Below are 22,144 nucleotides of genomic sequence, written 5' to 3'. Positions count from 1 at the left end.
GATATTCTCCGTTCAACCCTTCACACCGGTCGAGGCGATCGACGCGATGAAGGCGCGTTGCAGGTAAAGATAGAAGGCCAGCACCGGCACGGTGATCATGGAGAGATATGCCATGACCTCGCCCCAGGCGACGTTCTGCTGGAAGAAGTATTGCAGGCCCACCATGACCGGGCGGTAGCCTTCCTGCTGGACCACCATCAGCGGCCAGAGATACTGGTTATACATCGCCAGGAACTTCAGGATCGCGGCGGTGGCCAGCACCGGCCCCGCCAGCGGCATGACGATGCGGCGGTAGATCTGCGGCCAGGTGGCGCCCTCGACCCGGGCGGCCTCGATCAGCTCTCCGGGCAAATCCTTGAAGTATTGCACGAAAAGGAAGATCGTCAGCCCGTCGGCGATGAATGGCACGATCTGGACGTGATAGCTGTTCAGCCAGCCCCATGTCAGCCCGTCCATCCCGATCCACGGAAGTTTGGAGGCGATGAGGAGGAGGGGGATGGCAATCGTCTCGAACGGGACGATCAGGGTGGCAAGGATCACCGTCAGCAGAAAGTCCCGCCCCTTCCAGCCGATGAAGACAAAGGCGAAGGCGGCCATCGAACAGACCAGCAGCGACAGGACCACCGTCACGCCGGTCACAAGGACCGAGTTGAAGATGAACAGCGCTACCGGCGCGCGGTCAAAGGCGGCGGTATAGTTCCGCAGGCTGACATCGCCCACCGGCAGGAAGGCGCGCAGGCTGGCGGTGTCCTGCAACAGTTGCTGGTCGGGTTTGAGGCTCGACATCAGCATGAAGACCAGCGGGAAGATGAAGACGATCGCGATCAGGACCAGAACGGCATAGCGGGTGGCAAGGCGCAGGCCGTGGTTGTCGGCGGAAATGGTGGCCATTTATGTGCGCTCCCGTGTCAGCCAGCGTTGGATCAGCGAAATCGTCAGCACGATCACAAACAGGATGACCGAGATGGCCGACCCGCCCGAGATGTCCTGCTTGCCGTAGCCCCGCTCGATGGCCTGAAAGACGATGGTCTGGGTGCTGTCCAAAGGTCCGCCGCTTGTCATCACGTCGATCTGCGCGAACAGGGCAAAGGCCTGCATGGTGATGACGATCAGGACCAGAACGGCGGTGTTTCTAAGCCCCGGCCAGGTGATGTAGCGGAAGGTCTGCCATTTGGAGGCGCCCTCGATTGCCCCAGCCTCATAGAGCGTGGGGCTGATCGTTTGCAGGCCCGACAGCCAGATGACCATGTGGAAGCCCACCGCCTGCCAGATCGACATGGCGATGATCGCCCCCAGCGCAGTAGAGGGGTTGCCCAGCCAGTCGATCTGCGGGATCGCGCCGAAACTTATCGCGCCGAGAAGGTTGTTCAGCAGGCCCGAGTTGCCGTCATAGATGAACCGCCACAGCAGCGAGACGACAACGATGGAAACTACGACGGGCATGAAATAGATCGCCCGGAAGAGGTTGATCCCCCTCAGGCGCTGATTGATCAGCAGGGCAAGTCCCAGCGCCAGCCCCGCCTGCACCGGGGCCACCACGATGACGAAGATGAAGGTGTTCACGATCGCGGTCAGGAACACCACGTCGCGGGCAAGGATGTAGGTCCGGCTGTCACCCCAGGTGAAGCTGGTCCATTCGCGCATGCCTTGCAGATGCGGATAGTCCGGGTTGTTGCGGGTGAATGAACGGATCGCCGGATATTCCGGGACGCCGTCCTTCAGGACCACCGCGCCCGCCGCATCGACCACGGGGTCAACCGTCAGCACCGCCATCCCGAGGAGTTGTCGATAATTGGCAAGGCCGGTGAACTCGGTCGGGTTGGGGGAAATCAGGCGCTGGTTGGTAAAGGACAGCGCGAAGGCAAAGAAGAAGGGCAGGATCACGAAGCCCGCAATCAGAAGGCCCGCAGGTCCGGCCATCAGCCAGCCGGTCCGGTTCGAGCGTTGGAATTTCGAAGCCATCGGATCCCCCCTTTTGACGGCCGGGGGCAGCTTGATGCCGCCCCCGGCATTACGATCAGTGGCCGTAGCCGCCGTTCTTTTCGATATCGGCGTTGATCTCGTCCACGGCCGCGTCCAGCGTGTCGGCGACGTTGGCACCGTTTGCGATATCGGCCAGCGCCTTTTCGAAGACCTTGGCCTGCACGACGTAGCCGGGCGTCACCGGCCGGACGAGCGCCTGCGCCTTGGTCAGGTCATAGAACACCGCCATCGGTCCGCCGTCCTTGTAGTTGTCGGTCATCTCGGCGGCGGTCTTGGTCGGCGGGATCAGGCCGATGCCGTTCGAGAAGGCGGCAAGGTATTTGTCCTGCAAGGCAAACTGGATGAAGGCCGAAGCGCCCTCGGGATGCTTGGACGAGGCCGAAACCCCGAACTGCCAGCTTGCGGCCCCGATCTTCGAGCCATTGCCGAAATCGGGCGCAGGCAGGAAGACGGTGTCCTCGAAGGTGCTGAGAGCGCCGAGAGCGGCCCAGTTGCCGTTCCACGAGAAGGCGTATTTGCCCGCAGCGAAGCCCGAGTCCCGGTCCGCCGGGTCTTGCGAGGCCTGCGCGTAGCCGTTGGTGAACAGCCCCTGCCACCATTCGCCGAACGCAATGGCCGCTTCGCCGTTCAGCGCGCCCTCGGCGGTCTTGTAGGTGGAGCGGTCCACGATGTCGCCGCCAAAGGATTGCAGGAAGGGCGAGAAGGCGTAGGGATACCATTCGCCGGTCCATGCCATGCCCGGATCGAAGGCGTATTCGAATTTGCCACTGGCCTTTGCGGCCTCCAGCGCGGCCATGAATTCTTCGCCGGTCCAGGGCTGTTCCAGCGTGGGCGTGCGCAGGCCCAGTTCGTCCAGATAGGACTGGCGCGTCACAAGGGCGACAGCGGCATCCCAAAGGCCGATGGAATAGAGTTTGCCATCCCAATAGCCTTTCGGGCCGGGCAGAAAGCCCTCGATCAACGTCTCGTCGATCTGAAGGGGCTGCATGTAGCCCGACCAGGCCCAGTTCGGCATGACGGGGCCGTCCACGTCCAGAATGTCGGGCAGGTTGCCCGCCAGCGCGCCCGCGACAACGCTGTCGTTGTAGGCGGCCTGCGGGAAGCTCTGCATCTCGACCTTCCAGTCGGTCTGGCTGGCGTTGAAGTCGGCGATGATCTGATCGACGATCTTGGCCTCAACCTCGTTGCCGGCCCCATGATACCACATGCTCAGCGTTGTCTGCGCCTGCGCGGCGCCGCCCAGCGAGATCGCGGCAACAGCCGCGCCCGCAAGCCAATTGGAATGTTTCATTGGTCGTCCTCCCTGACGGTTTTCAGATGGGTGATGTTGGTCTGGCGCCGCTGCGTGACAGACTCGCGCCAGTGAATCGGGCCGGACACCAGAACCGGTCCGGACTCCTCCGGGATTTCCCCCGAAATCATGGCCAGAAGGCGCTGCGCCGTGCGCACCCCCATGGCGGCATAGGGCAGCTCGGCCGTTGTCAGCGGCGGATAAAGCGTTTCGGCGATGACGCGGTAATTGTCATAGCCTGCGACCGAGATTTCTTCGGGCAGCTTCAGACCGCGCGAGCGCAGGATGCCGTAGACCTTCAGGGCCATCTTGTCATTGCCGCAGCAAAAGGTCGTCGGCGGGTCGGGAAGGCGCAGCATCCGGTCGATGGCATCCCACAAAAGCTGCGACTCGCCCTCGTTGTCCTGAAGATCGCAGTCCTGAACGAGGGCAGGGTCATAGGCGATGCCGGCCTCGGCCAAGGCGTCCCGGTAGCCTTGCAGGCGCAGGGGCGTGGCGGTGATGCCACTGCGCAGGGTCAGATAGGCAATCCGCCGGTGTCCCGCGCCGATGATCCGCGCCACAAGATCGTGCTGCCCGCGCCGGTCATCTGGCAGGATTGCAGGGGTTCCCGCCTCGTCGAAGCAGTTGGCCAGCATCATCGGCGTCCCGTCTGGCAATTTGGGAAGCGTCACTTTCTGATGGTATTCGGCGATGTAGATCAGCCCCTCGACCCGGTGCCGAAGGAAGGTCTGGATCAGGGGAGCCACCCGGTCTGGCCGCCCGTCGGTATCGGCGATCATCAGCGTCATCCCGCTTTGCGAGATCACCTGCTGGATGCCTTGCAGGATGAAGAGATCAGGCAGACCGGCGGGGCGGGTGGTCAGTTCCTTGGCGGTGGAAATCGCGCCGGTGATCACCCCGATCAGCCCGGACTTGTTCGACCGCATCATGCGTGCCGCGTTCGAGGGGACATAGCCAAGGCTGGCCATCGCCGCCTCGACCGCCTCGCGGGTTTCACGCCCGACCGGCCCGTCGCCGTTCAAGACCCGGCTGACCGTCTTGGCCGAAACGCCTGCGGCTTTCGCCACATCATAGATCGTCGCCATTCCGCCCTCCCAAGCTGGCACCCCGGTCTGCCGCGCTCTGCCCCAGCCTGTCCTTGCAGGTTCTGGAGCAGTGACATCGGTGTCATGACATCGGTGTCATAGGATTCATCTGCCGATTCTGTCAACCTGGTTCTGTTGGTCGTCCAGCCCGATGCCGGGGGCTTTGGCGCACAGGGCCGGCCCTTGCCCGTGACCGGGAACCCCGGGTGGCCAGCCCCGGCTTGAACAGTTTTGGCGGACAGACCCATGAGACTGACCTGAATCAACGACAGCGCCGGATCGATGGTTGATCCTCCAAGACGTTCGCTTGTCGGCGCAGACGATCGGCAGCGGAACTTTGTCGCGACTTGGGGAGGACAGGATGGCACATGCGATCATTGCCAAAACCAGAACCAGCAAGGACGCTGATCGGCTGCCAACCGGCTGGGACGCGGCCCGTTCGCGGCTGGATGGGCTGCCGGATGGCGGGCTGAACATCGCGCATGAGGCGGTTGACCGGCATCTGGCGGCAGGCCACGGCGCGCAACCCGCCCTGATCTGGCTTGGGCGCGATGGGGCGCGGCGGGTCATGACCTACGCAGAACTTGCAGGGCAGGCCGCGCGCTTTGCCCATGTGCTGCGCGCCCAGGGCATCGGTCCGGGCGCGGTGATGTTCCTTTTGTCCGGCCGGGTGCCGGAACTTTACGCCGCCACCCTTGGCGCGCTGAAGGCGGGTGTGGTTGTAAGCCCCCTGTTCGCGGCTTTCGGCCCGGAACCCGTCCGCGCGCGGATGGAGATCGGCGGCGCATCCGTGCTGGTGACCACCGAAGTGCAATACCGGCGCAAGGTGGCGGACTGGCGGGCCGACATGCCGGGTCTGAAGCTGGTGCTGATCATCGGCGACAGCGCGCCCGAAGGCTGCGTCGCACTTGGACCGGCGATGGCGGCGGCGGCAGATACCTTCGACGCTCACCCGACGCTGGCAGAAGGCATGGCGCTTCTGCATTTCACATCTGGCACCACGGGCCTGCCGAAAGGGGTCGTGCATGTGCAGGAAGCGGTTGTCGCCCATGCCGAAACGGGGCGTCTCGCGCTCGATCTGCGGCCCGGCGACATCTACTGGTGTACCGCCGATCCCGGTTGGGTGACGGGGATGAGCTACGGGATCATCTCGCCCTTGTGCAACCGCGCGACCATTGTGGTGGACGAGGCCGAGTTCGAGCTTGAGCGCTGGTATGGCATCCTTGAACGCGAACGGGTGCAGGTCTGGTATACGGCGCCGACAGCCATCCGCATGATGATGCGGGCAGGGGACAAGGCGGCCAAGGGACGGGATTTCAGCGCCTTGCGCTTCCTCGCCAGCGTGGGTGAGCCCCTGAACGCCGAATGCGTGATCTGGGGGCAACAGGTCTTTGGCCTGCCGTTCCATGACAACTGGTGGCAGTCCGAAACCGGCGGGATCATGATCGCCAACACGGCGGACATGGACATCAAGCCCGGCGCGATGGGCAAGCCTCTGCCGGGGATCGAGGCGGGGATCGTCTCACGCGATGGTGAGGCGGTGACCGAACAGCCTGACGGCAGCATCGGCGAACTGGCGCTCAGGCCCGGCTGGCCCTCGATGATGCGGGGCTATCTGGGTCAGCCCGAACGCTATGCCAAATGCTTTGCGGGCGGCTGGTATCTGACCGGCGACCTCGCCATGCGAGACAGCGACGGTTATTACTGGTTTGTCGGCCGGGCGGATGATCTGATCAAATCCTCTGGCCACCTGATCGGCCCGTTCGAGGTGGAAAGCGCGCTGATCGAACACCCCGCCGTAGCCGAGGCCGCCGTGATCGGCATCCCGGATGAAACCGCCGGTGAGGTGGTCAAGGCTTTCGTCACGCTGAAGGCGGGCCATGAACCGGGCGAGGCGCTGGAACGGGAACTCCGCGGACATGCCCGCAAACGTCTTGGCCCCGCCGTCGCCCCGCGCGAGATCGTGTTCCGCGACAGCCTGCCGCGCACAAGGTCTGGCAAGATCATGCGTCGGCTGCTGCGCGCGCGGGAACTTGGTTTGCCCGAAGGTGATCTGTCCACATTGGAAGGGGATGCGAAATGACCAAGGTCAAGCTGGACCACACCCACGCCCGCGCCCTCTTGCAGGGCATGATCCGCATCCGGCGGTTTGAGGAAAAGTGCTACGAGCTTTACACACAGGAAAAGATCCGCGGCTTCCTTCACCTTTATGATGGCGAGGAGGCGGTGGCGGTGGGCATTTCCGCCGCGCTGGAACCGCGCGACCGGGTGGTGTCGACCTACCGTGAACACGGCCATGCGCTGGCACGCGGCATGAGCATGGAATCGGCGCTGGCCGAGATGTATGGCAAGGCCACCGGCTGCGCGGGTGGGCGTGGCGGGTCGATGCACCTCTTTGACGCCGAGACCAACCTTTACGGCGGCAATGCCATCGTCGGCGGCGGGCTGCCTCTGGCCGTGGGTCTGGGGCTGGGCGACCACATGCGGGGCGAAACCTGCGTGACAGTCTGCTTCTTCGGTGATGGTGCTTTGGCCGAGGGAGAGTTTCATGAATCGATGAACCTAGCCGCGCTGTGGAAACTGCCGGTCCTGTTCGTGCTGGAAAACAACCTTTACGCCATGGGAACGGCGGTGGCGCGGGTGCAGGCCAACCCCGATTTCGTCCCCCGCGCCGCCAGCTACGGCATGCCCGCCGAAAGCGTTGACGGCAATGACGTGGTGTCGGTCGAAGCGGCGGCCCGGCGGCTGGTCGAAGCGATCCGCGCAGGCGATGGGCCGCAGTTCCTTGAATGTCGCACCTACCGCACGCGCCCCCATTCCATGTTCGACGCCGAGAAATACCGCGACAAGGCCGAGGTAGCGGAATGGCGCAAGCGGTCACCCATCACCCGGTTCCAGTCATGGCTCTTGGACAACAACCTGATGCATCAGGACGAAGTTGATGCCATCGAGGCCGAGGTCGAGGCGCAGTTGAAAAATGCCGTCGCCGCTTGCGAACAGGCCCCGTGGGAGCCGGTCGAAGACCTGACCCGCCATGTGGTCGCCGAGACCCGCCCCGCGCCGCCCGACGTTCTGCCGCCCGATACCCTGACCGACAGCACCTACCGCGACTGCTGCCGCGCCGCGATCACCGAGGCGATGCTGCGCGATGACCGGGTGTTCATGATGGGTGAGGATATCGGTGCCTATGGCGGCTGCTATGCGGTGTCGATGGGATTGCTCAAGGAATTCGGCCCCGACCGCATCCGCGATACGCCGCTGAGCGAATCCGCCTTCACCGGGGCCGGAATCGGGGCGGCGCTGGTGGGGATGCGGCCGATTGTGGAAATCATGACGGTCAATTTCGCCATGCTTGCCCTTGACCAGATCCTGAACACCGCCGCCACCATCCGCCACATGTCGGCGGGGCAGTTCGGGGTGCCTTTGGTCATCCGGATGGCGACCGGGGCCGGGCGTCAGCTTGCTGCGCAGCATTCGCACAGCCTTGAGGCGTTCTTTGCCCATATCCCCGGTCTGCGCGTCGTCGCCCCCGCCACGCTGGAAGACGCGCGGGGGATGCTGGCGACCGCGCTGGAAGACCCCGACCCGGTGATCATCCTTGAACATGTCATGCTTTACAACATGACCGGCAAGATCGCCGCCAATGCTGGCGCCGTTGACATCGACCGCGCCGTGATCCGCCGATCAGGACGCGATGTGACGCTGTTGGCCTGGTCCTATTCGCTTTGGAAGGCGCTCGAGGCTGCCGAGGAACTGGCGAAAGACGGGATCGAGGCCGAGGTGATCGACCTGCGCAGCCTGCGTCCGCTGGACGAGGCAACCATCGCAGCCTCGGTCACCCGCACCCGCCGCGCGGTGGTGGTGGACGAAGGCTGGCGCACGGGCTCGCTTTCCGCCGAGATTGCCGCGCGGGTGCAAGAGGCCTGTTTCTGGCATCTGGATGCCCCGGTTGCCCGCGTCTGTGCGGCGGAAGTGCCGGTGCCTTACCCCAAGCACCTTGAAACGGCCGCCCTGCCGCAGGTGTCGGATATAATCGCGGCGGTCAAGGCATTGCCGGGGGTTGCGTCATGAGCATTTTCACCATGCCCTCGCTTGGGGCGGACATGGAGGAAGGCAAGCTGGTCGAATGGCTGGTCAAGCCCGGTGACCATGTGGCCAAGGGCGATATCGTCGCGGTGGTGGAAACCCAGAAGGGTGCCATCGAGATCGAGATTTTCGAGGCGGGCGAGATCGGTGAGCTTCTGGCCCAGCCCGGCCAGACCTTGCCGGTCGGCGCGCCGCTTGCCCGACTGGGCGCGGCGGATGCAGCCGAGGCCACCATTGCTCCGGTTGCGGCTCCGATCAGCCCTGAACTGCCGGCTCCGGCAGCTCCGGCCAAGGCACTACCTGCTACCACGGCTTCGCCTGTTCCAACCGGTCCGGCCCTTGCCTCGCCTGCCGCGCGGGGTCGGGCGGCAGAGTTGGGGTTGGCACTGGATGCAATCGCAGGGTCTGGCCCTGGTGGTGCGGTATTGCTTGCGGATGTCGAAACCCAAGCAAAGGTGCAACCCGCGCCGGGCAGCGGACCGGTGACGCCGCAAAAGGGCAAACCGGGCCTCGACATGGCCGAGATGCGCCGAGCCATCGCCGCTGCCATGAGCAGGTCGAAACGCGAGATCCCGCATTACTACCTGAGCCACGAGATTGATCTGCAAGCTGCGCAGGACTGGTTGACCACCACCAATGCCACCCGCACCCCGGACCAGCGGCTGCTGATGGGCGCGCTTTTGATCCGTGCCACGGTTCGGGCGCTGGCCCGGGTGCCGGAACTGAACGGACGCTTCGAGGGCGACGCCTACACGCCGTCCGATGCGGTGCATTGCGGGCTGGCTGTGGCAATGCGCGGCGGCGGGTTGATCGCGCCCGCAATTCTGGACGCGCAAGGCATGGCAGCCGATGCAATCATGGACGCGATGCGCGACATCGTCGTCCGCACCCGCGCCGGGCGGCTAAGAAACAGCGAGATCACCCAAGGCACGATCACCATCTCCAGCCTTGGGGAAACCGGGGTGGATGCCCTGTTCGGCGTGATCTACCCGCCGCAGGTGGCGCTGGTCGGCTTTGGCGCGCCACGACTGAAGCCCATGGTCCGGGACGACATCGTCCAGCCCCGCCTTGCCATTACCGCCACCCTTGCCGCCGATCACCGGGTCAGCGACGGCCGCCGCGGCGCGCTGTTTCTGGCCGAGATCGACCGCCTGATGCAGGAGCCCGACACCCCATGACCCCCAGCGACATCCGAGCCGCCTTTCTTGACGATCTGACCCTTATTGCCCCGGATCTTGACCCGGAAAGCATTGGGGACAATGATCACCTTCAGGATGACCTTGGCCTTGATTCCATGGACTTCCTGAACCTTGTCAGTGCCTTGCACAAACGCTTTGGCCTGCCGATTCCCGAGCCGGACTATCCGATGCTGGCAACCCCCGCCAAGGCCGTGGACTATCTGGCAAGGATGCTGGCGCGCTGACCCGCAGGAAAGGAAGACGCCCATGGACCGCAAACAGCAAATCCATCTGTGGTATTTCGTGGCCGCCTTCATGGCGCTCATGCTGGTGCAATCCTGGTTGTCGCAAGCGCAGGTCACCCAGCGCATTCCCTACAGCACGTTCCTCTCGCATCTTGAATCCGGTCGGATTGCCTCGGTCACCGTGCGGGCCGAGGCGATCGAGGGGCGCTATGTCGACCCGATTGATGGCAACACCCATTTCGTCACCAACATCGTGCCGCCCGATCTGACGGAACGGCTGGAACGGTCGCGGGTCGAGTTTGACGGCACGGTGCAGAACACCTTCCTGTCGGCGCTGTTGTCCTGGCTTTTGCCGATGATCCTGATCTTCGCGCTGTGGAGTTTCTTTCTCCGCGGGGCCATCGACAAGCAGGGTCTGGGGGGCATGATGAGCGTCGGCAAGTCGCGCGCCAAGGTCTATGTCGAACGTGATACCGGCGTGACCTTCGACGATGTGGCGGGGGTGGACGAGGCCAAGGCCGAACTGAAGGAGATCGTCGATTTTCTGAAGCAACCGAAGAAGTTCGGTCGGCTTGGTGCGCGGATTCCCAAGGGCATCCTTCTGACCGGGCCGCCCGGAACCGGCAAGACGCTGTTTGCGCGCGCGGTTGCGGGCGAGGCAGGGGTGCCGTTCTTTTCGATCTCGGGCAGCGAGTTTGTCGAGATGTTCGTGGGTGTGGGGGCCGCGCGGGTGCGCGATCTGTTCGACCAGGCCCGCAAGGCCGCGCCCTGCATCATCTTCATTGATGAACTTGACGCCTTGGGTCGTCGGCGTGGCATTGGCGGCTTTGGCGGCGGGCATGATGAAAAGGAGCAGACGCTGAACCAGTTGCTTGCTGAACTGGATGGGTTCGACCCGAGAGATGGCATCGTGCTTTTGGCCGCGACCAACCGGCCCGAAATCCTTGACCCCGCCTTGATGCGGGCCGGGCGGTTTGACCGGCAGGTGGTGGTGGACCGCCCCGACAAGATCGGCCGCGCCGCGATCCTGCGGGTGCATCTGCGCAAGGTGGCGGTGGACCCGGGCCTTGATGTGGATGCGGTGGCGGGCCTCACGCCGGGGTTCACCGGGGCGGAACTGGCCAATCTGGTGAACGAGGCCGCAATCCACGCCACAAGGCGCGGCGGCGATTCGGTTGGCATGGCCGACATCACCTCGGCGCTGGAACGTGTGGTGGCGGGGATGGAACGCAAAGGCCGCCTTCTGAACCCGCGCGAACGCGAAACCGTGGCCTGGCACGAGATGGGCCATGCCCTTGCCGCCGCGCGCCTGCCCGGCGCCGATCCGGTCCACAAGGTGTCGATCATCCCGCGCACCATCGGCGCGCTGGGCTATACCATGACAAGGCCGACCGAGGACCGGTTCCTGATCACCCGGACGGAACTGGAAAACCGCATGGTCATGCTGCTGGCGGGCCGGGCGGCCGAACAGATCCGCTTTGCCGAAGTATCCACCGGGGCGGCGGATGATCTTGTGCGGGCCACCGACATTGCCCGCCAGATCGTCACCCGTTTCGGGATGCACGCGGACCTTGGCCAAGCCGTGCTGGAACAGGATCGCGGCGGGTTTCTGGGCGAGGATCGGGTCAGCTTCACCCCGCGTGACCATTCCGAAGCCACCGCCCGCGAGGTTGATCTGGCCGTGCGCGGTCTTCTGAACGATGCCTATCAGCGCGCGATTGCGCTGTTGAAAGAGGTTCACGCCGATCTGGAGGCGGGCGCGCGGCTTTTGCTGGAGCGTGAGACGATCACCCCCGCCGACTTTGCGCCCCTGAAGCCGCAAGAGGCGCGCGCCGCATGACCCGCAAGCCCACCCATGCCCGCCCGGCACCCGCGGCAGCGGCCGTCCCGCAGCTTCCCGCCGTGGTCCCAGAGGTGCCGCGACCTGCCCCGCACCTTGCGCCGCCAGCCGCCGAGCCGCACCGTCATGCAGCCCTTGACCGCAGCGTCACGGCCAGCCTAGCGCAGATGACGGCGGGCCTGTCCCCCCACGCGATGATCGACGCGTGGAGCGATTGGGCCATGCATCTGGCCCGCGCGCCGGGGCGGCAACTGGAACTGATGGAACGCGCACAGGCAAACTGGTTGAAGTTGTCGCAGTTTGCCGTTGCGGGGCTGCTGGGAAAGGCCGAAGACAAGCCGTTCAAGCCGGGGCCATATGACCCGCGCTGGTCGCATGAGGGCTGGGACGAGGCGCCGTTTTCGCTGTGGCAACAGGGGTTTCTGGGCCTTCAGGACTGGTGGCACGCCGCCACCGCCGATCTGCGGGGCCTGCGCCGCCAGAACGCGCAGCGCACCGGCTTTATGCTGCGGCAACTTCTGGATACCGTCTCGCCCGCGAACTTTCCGCTGGGCAACCCCGAGATTCTGGAAAAGACCCGCGCGACCGGCGGGCGCAACCTGATCGAGGGGGCCAGCCATTTTCTGGATGACGCCCGCCACATCCTTGCGCAGGAACATCGCCCGGTGCCAGAGGCCTTTGCGCTGGGCAAGGTTCTGGCCTGCACGCCCGGGCAGGTGATCTACCGCAACGCGCTGATGGAGCTGATCCAGTATTCCCCGACAACCGCCAAGGTCCGGGCCGAGCCGGTGCTCATCGTCCCGGCATGGATCATGAAATATTACATTCTTGATCTGTCGCCGGAAAACTCGTTCATCCGCTGGCTGGTCGGGCAGGGCTATACGGTCTTCTGCATCTCGTGGTGCAACCCGACCGCAGCGCAGGCGCAGCTGTCGCTCGAAGATTACCGCAAGGACGGTGTCATGCAGGCGCTGGAGGTGATCAATGCCATCCTGCCGGGTGTGCGCGTTCATGCCAACGGCTATTGCCTTGGCGGCACGCTGCTGGCCATCGCTGCGGCCACCATGGCGCGGGATCATGATGACAGGCTCGCCTCGGTCACGCTGATGGCCGCGCAGGTGGATTTTGCCGAAGCGGGCGAGTTGCTGCTGTTTCTGGATGAAAGCCAGGTGGCTTTCCTGGAAGACATGATGTGGGCGAAGGGATATCTTGACCGGCCGCAGATGTCGGGTGCCTTTGCGGCGATCCGCTCGGAAGACCTGATCTGGTCGCGCGCCACCCGCCGCTATTGGCTGGGAGAGCCGGACCTGCCGACCGACATGACCGTCTGGGTCAACGACACGACCCGGATGCCGGCGCGGATGCATTCGGAATACCTGCGCGGGGTGTTTCTGGAAAACCGGATCTCTGCGGGCCGCTTCGCGGTCGAGGGGCGGGTGATCGCCTTGAAGGACATTGCCGCGCCAATGTTCGTCGTCGCGACGGAAACCGACCATATTGCGCCATGGCGGTCGGTCTACAAGACCGCGCTTTTCACTGATTGCGACCTGACCTTCGTACTGACCAAAGGTGGCCACAACGGGGGCATCCTGTCCGAACCGGGCCACAAGAACCGCCACTACCGCATCGGCCGCCGCCCGCCGGGAGGCCACTATGTCGGCCCGGACGCATGGGCGGCGGCCCATGATCCCAGACCTGGGTCATGGTGGCAGGAATGGGCGGATTGGCTTTCGGCACGAAGCGGCGCTGCCGTTCCGCCCCCTGCGCCGGGCGCGTCAGACAAGGGCTTTGCCCCGATAGTGGCCGCTCCCGGCACCTATGTCCTTGAAGCCTGATAGAGGGGGTGTGGGGCGGTCTGGATGCGAGCCAGCACCGGCGCAAGTGAAATGCTGTCGTGCAGACATCCCGAACGCACCTTCGGGACCATTCCCCCCGGCATCTGTTCTTTGCCCTTTGGGCCATGCTTGCACATTGGCCCCGCTACGCCTGCCTTGTCACGGGGTCTTGGCCTGCCCCGCAATGCTGTCGTCCATGTTTGCAATGACACCAAGCCGCGCGCGGCGCGTCGGCAGGATGTCGGTCAGACTGGCCGGCATCGGATCGTCACGCAACTCGCGGCCAAGGTCTGCAAGCCGTTCGGCCCGTCGCAGCAAGGCCTTGCGCTGGGTTCCGGCCTTCAGCGCATAGGCCTTGCGGTTCGCGGCATCGGCCACAAGGTCGGGATAGCTCAGATCTCCCGGCCCGGGTTCGACCGCGTCCCAGTGGCGCGCGTAGTCAATCAGCAGCGCCTCGATCAGCGGCAACTCGGTCAGGAACCTTCGCCAGCGATGCTCCTTCAGGTCGAACGCATCGAGGATCGCATCGCCTGCCTGCCCGCCAAAGCCGGTCAGCGTGTCGATCACGGTGGCGGGCATTTCAAGGTTCAGCCCCCCCTCATCCGGCTTCAGCGCCACTGTCACGATACGCTCACGGTATCCGGTCAGCACCGATTGCAGCGAATCCTGCCAGTCCTTTGCGCTGTCGAAGGCCGCCATCACGAAGCCGGCCAGCCCCTTGAAGGACTGTGTCGGCATAAGACGCCCGCCACTGTCCGGAGTAGTGGGCAGGGTAATGCGCCTTGCCTCGGCGCCCGGTTTGGCACGGGCAATGTCATAGGCGGACAGCGCGATGCCGAAGGTCGGGGTCTGCGGCAGGAACTGGTCGAAGAAATGCACTGGAAAGTTTGACGAGATGCCGCCGTCTGAAAACAGGCAGCGCCGGGTCTTGGCCGGCGGATCGAGTCGTTCCAGCGTGTAATCGATCCGGTGCAATGGTACCGCCGAGATCAGGCCGGGAAAAGACAGGCTCATCCGCGCCAGAACCACAACCGGCAGATCCCTGGACTGGAAATAGCGCAGCCTGCCCTTCGTGTCGGCCCATTCAGCCGAGACCTTGTTCGAACGGCCAACCATGTGATCCACGACATAGGCCGGAAAGAGCTTGCGAAACTCATCCTCGCAAAAGGCATGCAGGTTGTTGCCCATCGGCAGGGCATAGGGGCGGCGTGAGGTGATGTCGGTGGTGACGGTCTGGACGTTGATGCCTGCGGCTTGAAGCTGGCCAATGGTCAATGGCCCTTTGCCCGGGGCAAGCCCCGCAACACCGTCGATCGTGGCGCAAAGCCAGTCGGTCAGTGCAGGGCCGGTGAAGCCGGGTTGGCTCAGCCCGGTGCAAAGCCCGTAATCCTGGCCGGGAAGGTCGCGCAGGGCCTGCCCCCTTGCCGCCAGGACCGGCCCGATCAGGATTCCGGCCAGCGCCAGCAATGCCCCCAGCACCACAAAGCCCCAGTCGGGAGATGACCGGGGCGCAGTCGCCAGGACCAAGATGGCTGCGCCCGGCAGCGCGGCACCCAGCGCAGCGAAGGGGTAGCCTTGCAACAGCGCCCGGACCAAGGCCAGAGGTCGGCCGGATATCGCCGCAAGGGCCAGCCTGAACAGCGGGGCCAGGTGTGGGCTGGGCTGGAACTTTTCCAGCAACGTCGCAGAAAGTTCCTGCGGTAATGCCTCTACCTTGGCAAATCCGCCACTGGCCCGGCCATACTCGGCCGCCGCTGTCATCACCGCGGCAATCGCACCGGCAGAGGTGCCGCCGATGTTCTGGAACCGGTATTTCCGCGACAGCGCCACAATGGCGCGCGGATAGACCACGCCCGACGTGATGCCGCCCTTCATCACAAGGTCACAACGGTAGGAAGGGATCGTTTCGGGCATGAGGAGCCTGGCTGTGGTTCAAGCCCCTTTGGGGGCGGTTGCGGTTATGGTGTCGGGTCGGGATTGACGTTAAGCGTGTCTGCCCAGCGTTCCAGCCAGCGCCGCGCAAGCGTCGCATAGGGTTGGTCCGGGTCCAGCGCCGCAAGAATTTCATGCAGCACGCCCGATGCGAGGCTGTCGAGCAGTCGCGCCGTTCCAGCAAGCTTGTCGGCCAGTTCCGGTGCGGCAAGGGCAACACTGTCGTGCAGGTCTCGCGCCGCCGTATCGATCTGGAACATGGCGTCACGCAGGAATTCCAGACGCCGCAGCAGCGCGGTGCGCTCTTGCACCAGTGCAAGCCGGTTCAAGCCGCAAAACTGGATCGTCATCAACCCCCGGACCGAGGGTCCGGCTTCCCCATCGGGCGTTTCAGGGTGCCGGTCGGGATCGCCGGGAGGTCGGAGGCGCGGCAGGATCAGCGCCAGTGGCGCCACGCCGTCACGCGTGTGATCAAGGTAGTAGTCAAGGTGGTCGTCCGGCTCATCCGCCGTCGGGTCAAGCAGGTAGGGCTGTTCCGCGCTCAGACTGTCCCGGTCAGAATGCGCCCTTTGGCCGGCCACCGGAAAGGAATCCTTCTTGCCGGCAAGGGCGGGTGCCTGCGACTGGCCATGAAGCAGCGTGGCAAGCAGATCGGCAAAGGTGGCGGTGGCGGGAACCGACAAGGTCTGGGTCCGGCGCCGATTGCAGTCGATGCAGGATGGCACAAGATTTTCCCATGCCGCAGCAAGCCACCAGTAGCCGGGATGGGCCTTGTCACCTTCGACGGCACCCTTGGGGCGGTAGTGTTCGATGTCGACGGGCGCCTGATGGGCATAGCGCGTTTCGCAATAGGCGCATTTGCCATGAAACAGCGCCTCCAAAGCAAGACGGATATCGGCGGACTTGTAGAGCTTGAATGCGAAAGCGGCTTCCTCGCCGCTGGCCTGAGGCAGTTTCGGGGCTGTCTGCCCAAGGGCCGTGGCGGTCTCTACGGCCTTGTCATGCAGCCTCAGACGCTCTGCGCGCAATGCTACCACCCGTCGTGCGGCATCGAATTCCTTTTGCGCCTCGGGCCGGATCAGCGAGGCAGGCACCGACACCGCGTTGCGATCGACCCGACGCATCAGTGCAGCCTCAAGGCGGCGATGATCGCGTCGATCGCCCCTTGTCGCAAGACGCGGTGTTCCGCAGCATGGGCCGTGCGCATGACGACCAGGTATTTCGCGACCGCATCCTGCACCAGACGCGAGACATCAGACCTTCCCACCGGCAAGGCCCCGTCGATATCGGAAACGAACGACCGGAACAGGCGCCGGTCGGCCGCATTCAAGCTGCCCGGATCTTCCTTGCGGCGCACAAGCATGTCGGCCAGGGAGGCGGTGGAATAGGCCGTCGTGGGATCGTCGATGTCAAACAGGCGGAACAGTTCCGATGTCAGCAACTGATCAACCGTCAGCAAGGAGACATTCGGCAGGTCTTCCAGTTGCTCCACCCTGACCGGAACCGGCCAGTCGGCATTTGTCAGCCGGGTCAGCACCTTCACCTCTCCGTCATTCATGCCGCGCAGGCAAAGCGGGTCATGCGTCGTGGCGATGAAGGTCACGCCGGGCAGGGCGCGGCGCAGACCGTCCATGATCTGCACTTTCCAGCGCGGATGCAGATGGGCCTCCACCTCATCGATAAGGACCACGGCGCGGGCTTCGTTCAACGAGATGAAATCCGGGTTGATGGCGTCATCCATCAGCCAGCGGATCACATCACAGGTCAGTGCCAGAATGGTGCGGAACCCCGAGGAAACGGCATCAAGCGGTGTCCTGACCTCGGTCGCTTTCGCCGCGGCAGCGCCGTCATTCACCAGATCGCTGCCGCCTTGTCTGGTAACGACAAGGCAGCGCTGTGCGGTCTTGTCCTTTTCGATATAGGCAAAGGTGCTGTTGCGGCCGAAGACCTCTCTTAGCGCCGTAACCACCCGGTCAAGGATGAACTGGGGCAGCGAGTAAAGCCATTTGTCGGGGTTCGACAGCAGGTTGTCAGACCGGAACAGGCTGATGACGCTGCGGTCTTCCCGGTCCCAACGGGTTTCGCTGCCAAGGTAGTGGCGAAACGCCCCATAGGCAAAGACTGGCAGGCCGGGTGGCGGGGCGCCGCTGTCATGGGACAGCCCCTTGTCGCCCGGCTGCATCAAAAGGCTCCGCACGACCGGTTTTCCGCTGTCGGGGGTGTAGGTCAGCCGCACATGGCCCGATGCCGACTGCCCGGCATCACCGCCCATGTAGGTGGTGTCCAAAAGCAGCTTGTCCGCCGTCTGCCCCGTGGCCGAAAGCGCATCGGGCGACAGCATCGCCAGCGCGACCGCCTCCAGGATCGAGGACTTTCCTGCAGCATTTTCCCCAAGGATCAGAAGCGCAGGTGTGCGCTGTTGCCGGGCCGTCAGTTCATCCGGCGCAGTGCGACCCGTGGCGCCGATGTCAGGCCATCGGGGAACAGGCAGCGACAGCTTCAGCGACTGGATGGCCTTGAAGTTCGCGATCTCGATCTCTGTGAGATGCCAGCGGTTGCCCTGAACATCAGCCTCATCATCTGCCGTTGGCCGGACCACGCTTGCCGATGTCAATGTGGCAGGGGCATCAATGCCAAGCCTCTGGCGCAGGTGCGCAAGCAAGAGCAGGGCGACAAAACCGGGGTGGTCGGTCCCCGGGTCAAGTTCGTTGATGATCTGACGCGTCCTTGGCAGGGTGGTCGAAGACCGGCGCAGCAACTTGGCCACGGCTCCGTTGTCGATCCCGCCTGCAACGGCCGAGGCGCGCAGTCGTTGCGCCACAAGGGCGGGGCGGTTCAGTTGGAACTGGTCGATCGTGGCCTGCCCCCTGCGGCTTCGGGCAAGGAGTTCCCCTTGTGGCGCGGCCACGAAATGTGCGTCCATCATCGTGTCATGACAGGGATCGATCAGCAGCGGACGCTCACGAAAGCCGGGTCGGGCGCCAAGGGCTTCGGACGGGTGTTCCATCCACAGACCCGTGCCATCCTCGACAAACCGCGCATATTCTGCGGCTGTTGGCGGCGGCACCCGGCCCCCTCTGCCGACAGGAAAGACATTCGGCTGGCGCGGGCGGCAATCGGTGCAAATCGGATAGAGGTTCTGCCAGACATCGGCCAGCCAGCCATAGGTAAGCGGCGCATCGGGGCTTGGCTCCATCGGAAGCGCTTCTGACGGCGGGCGGAAGCGGTAGACCGAAAGGCTGGCGCGACTTTCACAAAAGGCACAACGGTTGTCGAAGACTGCCCCAAGCGCAGCAAGAAGCGCCGAAGACGAGGCAAGGTGGCGGTCTGGCGGGGATGTCTGGGCGCGCTGTGGGGCCGGCAGGCGCAAAAACTCCAGAAAAGCACGCCGCGACCGCCCGAACTCCGGCATCGCAAGCGCAGGCGGGGGCATGGCCGGTCTGCTGACAAAACGCATGGGAACGCCTTGGCTTGAATGAATCAGGATCAAAATACGGTCCAAGGCTACCTTGGCTGCGCCAAAACACAAGCGTCCCGGCGGCCGAATGGTTTGCGGACCGCCGCAGCCCGGCAAATGCATCATGACCGAACGACAATTGGCCGGGAAGTCAGTCCAGGGCAACGGGCTGGCAAGGCAGCCCGCGCAGATCCCACCGGGGGGGAGTTCACCGCTTTTCAAGGAACTACCTTGACGTCCAGACCGCGCCAGATTACCTAACCGGCATGACCTGACGGCGCAGCGCGGGCGTTGTGTAATGGTAAGACCTTAGCCTTCCAAGCTAAAGACGCGGGTTCGATTCCCGCCGCCCGCTCCACCTTCCCCCTTGCTGACCGGCAATCGGGATATCGGTCGCAACGGACCGACACGCCCGTTTCAATCCCTTTGTCCGACTTCGACCCCACCAAAGGCGTCCTCAGCCGATTCCGAGCCATGCGTTACAGGTTTTCGGCCTGCGGGAAGCCAAGGACGTGATAGCCGCCGTCAACGTGGATCACCTCGCCCGTCGTCGCCGCTCCATAGGGTGAGCAGAGCCAGACGGCGGTGCCACCGATGGTTTCCAGCGTCGCATTCGCCCGCAAAGGGGCGTTCGCTTCGGTGTGGCGGAAGGTGGCGCGGGCACCGCCGATGGCCGCCCCGGCAAGGGTCTTCATCGGGCCGGGGGAAATGGCGTTAACCCGGATGCCCTGCGGCCCCAGGTCATTGGCCAGATAGCGCGTGGCGCTTTCAAGGGCTGCCTTGGCCACGCCCATCACGTTGTAATTGGGCGAAACGCGGTTCGAACCCTGGAAGGTCAGGGTGATCAGGCTGCCACCTGTGGTCATCAGGTCCGCCGCGCGGGCCGCCACGTCGATGAAGCTGAAGCAGGAGATGTTCAGCGAGTTCTGGAAGTTGCCGCGACTGGTGTTGATGAAGCGGCCGGTCAGTTCGTTCTTGTCGGAAAACGCGATGGCGTGGACCAGGAAATCCATCTGCCCCCAGCGCGCCTTCAGGGCAGCAAAGCAGGCATCAAGGCTTTCGTCATTGGTTACATCGACATCAACCAGGAAATCCGACCCGACGCTGGCGGCAAGCGGTTCGACCCGTTTGCCGAAGGCGTCACCCTGGTAGGAAAACGCTAGTTCCGCGCCCTCGGCGGCCAGCGCCGAGGCGATGCCCCAGGCGATGGAGCGTTCGTTGGCAACGCCCATGACAAGCCCGCGCTTGCCCTTCATCAGATCGGCCATGCTGGCTTCCTTATCCGAGGTATTTCGACATGACGAGGGTGGCGTTGGTGCCGCCAAATCCGAACGAGTTCGACAGGACGGAATCCAGCTGGACGTTTTCACGCAGTTCCGTGGCGATTTCGCCGGGGTCGAGCGCGGGGTCAAGATTGACCACGTTGGCCGAGGCGGTGATGAAATTGCCCTGCATCATCAGAAGCGAATAGATCGCTTCCTGTGCGCCGGTCGCGCCAAGCGAGTGGCCGGTCAGCGACTTGGTCGAGGAAATCGGCGGGGTCTTGCCCCGGCCGAAGACGCGGCGGATCGCCTCGACCTCGGTGATGTCGCCGACGGGCGTCGAGGTGCCGTGGGAGTTGATGTAATCGACCTTGCGGCCTTTCGGCAGGGTGGACAACGCCAGCCGCATCGACCGCTCGCCCCCTTCGCCAGAGGGGGCCACCATGTCATGCCCGTCCGACGTGGCACCGTAGCCGGTCACCTCGGCATAGATCTTGGCGCCGCGGGCGAGGGCGTGGTTCAGTTCTTCCAGCACCACCACCCCACCGCCACCGGCGATTACGAATCCATCCCGCGTCGCGTCATAGGCGCGGGCGGCGGTTTCGGGGGTGTCGTTGTATTTCGAGGACATGGCCCCCATGGCGTCGAAGAGGCAGGAGAGCGTCCAGTCCAGCTCCTCGCCGCCGCCCGCGAAGACGATATCCTGCTTGCCGAACTGGATCAGTTCGGTGCCGTTGCCGATGCAATGCGCAGAGGTCGAGCAGGCGGAGGTGATGGAATAATTGACGCCCTTGATCTTGAACGGAGTGGCCAGACAAGCCGAGTTTGTTGACGACATGCCCTTCGTGACCATGAACGGACCCATGCGCTTCGGCGACCCGGTTTCGCGCACGATGTTGTGGGCGCGGAAGAAGGATTTGGTGGATGGCCCGCCGGAGCCCATGATGAGGCCGGTGCGTTCGTTGGAGATGTCTTGCGGTTCAAGGCCGGAGTCTTTCACCGCCTGATCCATTGCGATGAAGTTGTAGGCCGCGCCGTCACCCATGAAGCGCAGGTCGCGCTTGTCGATGTGGTCTTCCAGCACGATGTTGGGCGCGCCATGGACGCGGCAGCGAAAGCCGTGTTCGGCATAGTCGGGGGCGAAGACGATGCCGGATTTGCCGGCGCGCAGGCTGGCTTCGACCTCGGTCGTGTTGTTGCCGATGGACGAGACGATTCCGATCCCGGTGATGACGACGCGGCGCATGGGTGCCTCCCTTGGTGAGTCAGGGACTGTTTAGGGCAGAGGGGGGGAGGGGGCAAGGTGGTTGGGGTGCAAGCCTTCGAGGTAGTCTCTCTTGAAGTTGTATAGGGTTGGGTCTTGCTGAGCTTCCGCCCAGATCTGTTCATAGATGCCGAAATACAGTGTGTTAATCAGGTCACGCACCTTCAAAAGATCGGGTTCTAGTAAGGAAATGCCCTCATCATACACAGTGCGAAACATCACAATCGAGGCTCCATCCTCAAACCTGTGTTCATGGGAAGCAACCGCCATGCGCATCAAATCTCCGTCTGAATGCGCGAAAATCTTGTTTCTTTGCATGTGCAGTTGATCGTGCAGCCGAAGCTGTTCTTCGCTCAATGAAACTCGACACTTCTCAAGTGTCAGGCGCGGAATGTCTCCCTTCGCCTGAGAAAAAGGGCGCATATACGCAACAACGAGGGTTGTCTCATAGCACCTGAAACGACCCAGTTCTTTTTTCGAGATAGGGCGGTCTGGATCGCAATCTGCCAATAACTCCGCAGCAGATAGTGCCTGCTGAAAGTCGCTTAAGGAATACAGCAGTCGGGTTCTGAGAGCTTCGTCCAGAAGGGGCATTTAATTACTCCCAGCCCGGATCAGCGCGTCGCACCTTGGACTGCCCCCATCGAGTGGTCCGGGTTGAATGTTAGTGCATGGTAGGCCTC

At 63.8% G+C, this 22,144-nt stretch carries 16 protein-coding genes and 1 tRNA gene; 7 read left to right on the top strand and 10 right to left on the bottom strand.

What is annotated here, in order from left to right:
- Positions 1 to 12: 12 nt before the first annotated feature.
- Genes QUV21_RS13505 through QUV21_RS13490 form a run of 4 tightly spaced genes read right to left on the bottom strand, consistent with a single transcriptional unit; the run spans position 13 to position 4,362 of the window.
- Complete coding sequence (locus QUV21_RS13505; RefSeq protein ID WP_300855656.1) at positions 13 to 891, bottom strand: carbohydrate ABC transporter permease; 879 nt, start codon at positions 889 to 891, stop codon at positions 13 to 15.
- Positions 892 to 1,962 (bottom strand): sugar ABC transporter permease, encoded by a 1,071-nt coding sequence (locus QUV21_RS13500; protein ID WP_300855655.1) that lies wholly within the window; start codon positions 1,960 to 1,962, stop codon positions 892 to 894. It abuts the gene before it with no gap.
- Positions 1,963 to 2,017: 55 nt separating this feature from the next.
- On the bottom strand, positions 2,018 to 3,274 hold the full coding sequence (locus tag QUV21_RS13495) for an extracellular solute-binding protein (protein WP_300855654.1): 1,257 nt from the start codon (positions 3,272 to 3,274) through the stop codon (positions 2,018 to 2,020).
- Positions 3,271 to 4,362, bottom strand: coding sequence for a LacI family DNA-binding transcriptional regulator (locus QUV21_RS13490; RefSeq protein WP_300855653.1), 1,092 nt, complete (start codon positions 4,360 to 4,362; stop codon positions 3,271 to 3,273). The genes QUV21_RS13495 and QUV21_RS13490 overlap by 4 nt, the downstream gene beginning before the upstream one ends.
- A gap of 361 nt (positions 4,363 to 4,723) precedes the next feature.
- Between QUV21_RS13490 and acsA the strand changes: the two genes are divergently transcribed.
- From acsA to QUV21_RS13460, 6 genes are read left to right on the top strand one after another with little or no spacing between them, the layout of a single operon-like run.
- On the top strand, positions 4,724 to 6,445 hold the full coding sequence (gene acsA, locus QUV21_RS13485) for an acetate--CoA ligase (protein ID WP_300855652.1): 1,722 nt from the start codon (positions 4,724 to 4,726) through the stop codon (positions 6,443 to 6,445).
- Positions 6,442 to 8,433: a pyruvate dehydrogenase (acetyl-transferring) E1 component subunit alpha gene (gene pdhA, locus QUV21_RS13480; protein ID WP_300855651.1), complete on the top strand. Its 1,992-nt coding sequence runs from the start codon at positions 6,442 to 6,444 to the stop codon at positions 8,431 to 8,433. Before acsA ends, pdhA begins: the two co-directional genes overlap by 4 nt.
- Positions 8,430 to 9,626, top strand: a complete 1,197-nt coding sequence (locus QUV21_RS13475; RefSeq protein WP_300855650.1) for a dihydrolipoamide acetyltransferase family protein — start codon at positions 8,430 to 8,432, stop codon at positions 9,624 to 9,626. The genes pdhA and QUV21_RS13475 overlap by 4 nt, the downstream gene beginning before the upstream one ends.
- Complete coding sequence (locus QUV21_RS13470; RefSeq protein WP_300855649.1) at positions 9,623 to 9,871, top strand: acyl carrier protein; 249 nt, start codon at positions 9,623 to 9,625, stop codon at positions 9,869 to 9,871. The genes QUV21_RS13475 and QUV21_RS13470 overlap by 4 nt, the downstream gene beginning before the upstream one ends.
- A gap of 22 nt (positions 9,872 to 9,893) precedes the next feature.
- On the top strand, positions 9,894 to 11,711 hold the full coding sequence (ftsH, locus tag QUV21_RS13465) for an ATP-dependent zinc metalloprotease FtsH (RefSeq protein ID WP_300855648.1): 1,818 nt from the start codon (positions 9,894 to 9,896) through the stop codon (positions 11,709 to 11,711).
- On the top strand, positions 11,708 to 13,546 hold the full coding sequence (locus tag QUV21_RS13460; protein ID WP_300855646.1) for an alpha/beta fold hydrolase: 1,839 nt from the start codon (positions 11,708 to 11,710) through the stop codon (positions 13,544 to 13,546). Before ftsH ends, QUV21_RS13460 begins: the two co-directional genes overlap by 4 nt.
- A 159-nt stretch (positions 13,547 to 13,705) precedes the next feature.
- On the opposite strand, the gene QUV21_RS13455 is transcribed toward QUV21_RS13460, so the two are convergent.
- Genes QUV21_RS13455 through QUV21_RS13445 form a run of 3 tightly spaced genes read right to left on the bottom strand, consistent with a single transcriptional unit; the run spans position 13,706 to position 18,911 of the window.
- Positions 13,706 to 15,460: a patatin-like phospholipase family protein gene (locus tag QUV21_RS13455; RefSeq protein WP_300855645.1), complete on the bottom strand. Its 1,755-nt coding sequence runs from the start codon at positions 15,458 to 15,460 to the stop codon at positions 13,706 to 13,708.
- A 44-nt stretch (positions 15,461 to 15,504) separates the two neighbouring features.
- The gene (locus QUV21_RS13450) at positions 15,505 to 16,602 is read right to left on the bottom strand and encodes a hypothetical protein (RefSeq protein ID WP_300855644.1); all 1,098 of its coding nucleotides are present in this window, start codon (positions 16,600 to 16,602) and stop codon (positions 15,505 to 15,507) included.
- On the bottom strand, positions 16,602 to 18,911 hold the full coding sequence (locus QUV21_RS13445) for an AAA family ATPase (RefSeq protein ID WP_300855643.1): 2,310 nt from the start codon (positions 18,909 to 18,911) through the stop codon (positions 16,602 to 16,604). Before QUV21_RS13445 ends, QUV21_RS13450 begins: the two co-directional genes overlap by 1 nt.
- A 308-nt stretch (positions 18,912 to 19,219) precedes the next feature.
- Between QUV21_RS13445 and QUV21_RS13440 the strand changes: the two genes are divergently transcribed.
- A tRNA-Gly gene (locus QUV21_RS13440) sits at positions 19,220 to 19,293 on the top strand.
- A 121-nt stretch (positions 19,294 to 19,414) separates the two neighbouring features.
- Here QUV21_RS13440 and QUV21_RS13435 read toward each other — a convergent pair.
- The 3 genes from QUV21_RS13435 to QUV21_RS13425 are packed head-to-tail and all read right to left on the bottom strand — an operon-like array spanning position 19,415 to position 22,055.
- Positions 19,415 to 20,203 (bottom strand): enoyl-ACP reductase, encoded by a 789-nt coding sequence (locus tag QUV21_RS13435; RefSeq protein WP_300855642.1) that lies wholly within the window; start codon positions 20,201 to 20,203, stop codon positions 19,415 to 19,417.
- Between the two features lie 10 nt (positions 20,204 to 20,213).
- Positions 20,214 to 21,443 carry a beta-ketoacyl-ACP synthase I gene (gene fabB, locus QUV21_RS13430; protein ID WP_300855641.1) on the bottom strand — a complete coding sequence of 410 codons (1,230 nt, stop codon included), beginning with the start codon at positions 21,441 to 21,443 and terminating at the stop codon, positions 20,214 to 20,216.
- A 30-nt stretch (positions 21,444 to 21,473) separates the two neighbouring features.
- The gene (locus tag QUV21_RS13425; protein ID WP_300855640.1) at positions 21,474 to 22,055 is read right to left on the bottom strand and encodes a hypothetical protein; all 582 of its coding nucleotides are present in this window, start codon (positions 22,053 to 22,055) and stop codon (positions 21,474 to 21,476) included.
- Positions 22,056 to 22,144: the final 89 nt, after the last annotated feature.

Origin of the sequence: Tabrizicola sp., from assembly GCF_030373185.1 — a bacterium.
GTDB lineage: Bacteria > Pseudomonadota > Alphaproteobacteria > Rhodobacterales > Rhodobacteraceae > Tabrizicola.
Note: the sequence above shows the minus strand (reverse complement) of the source record. Positions and strands in the feature narration are given on the sequence as shown.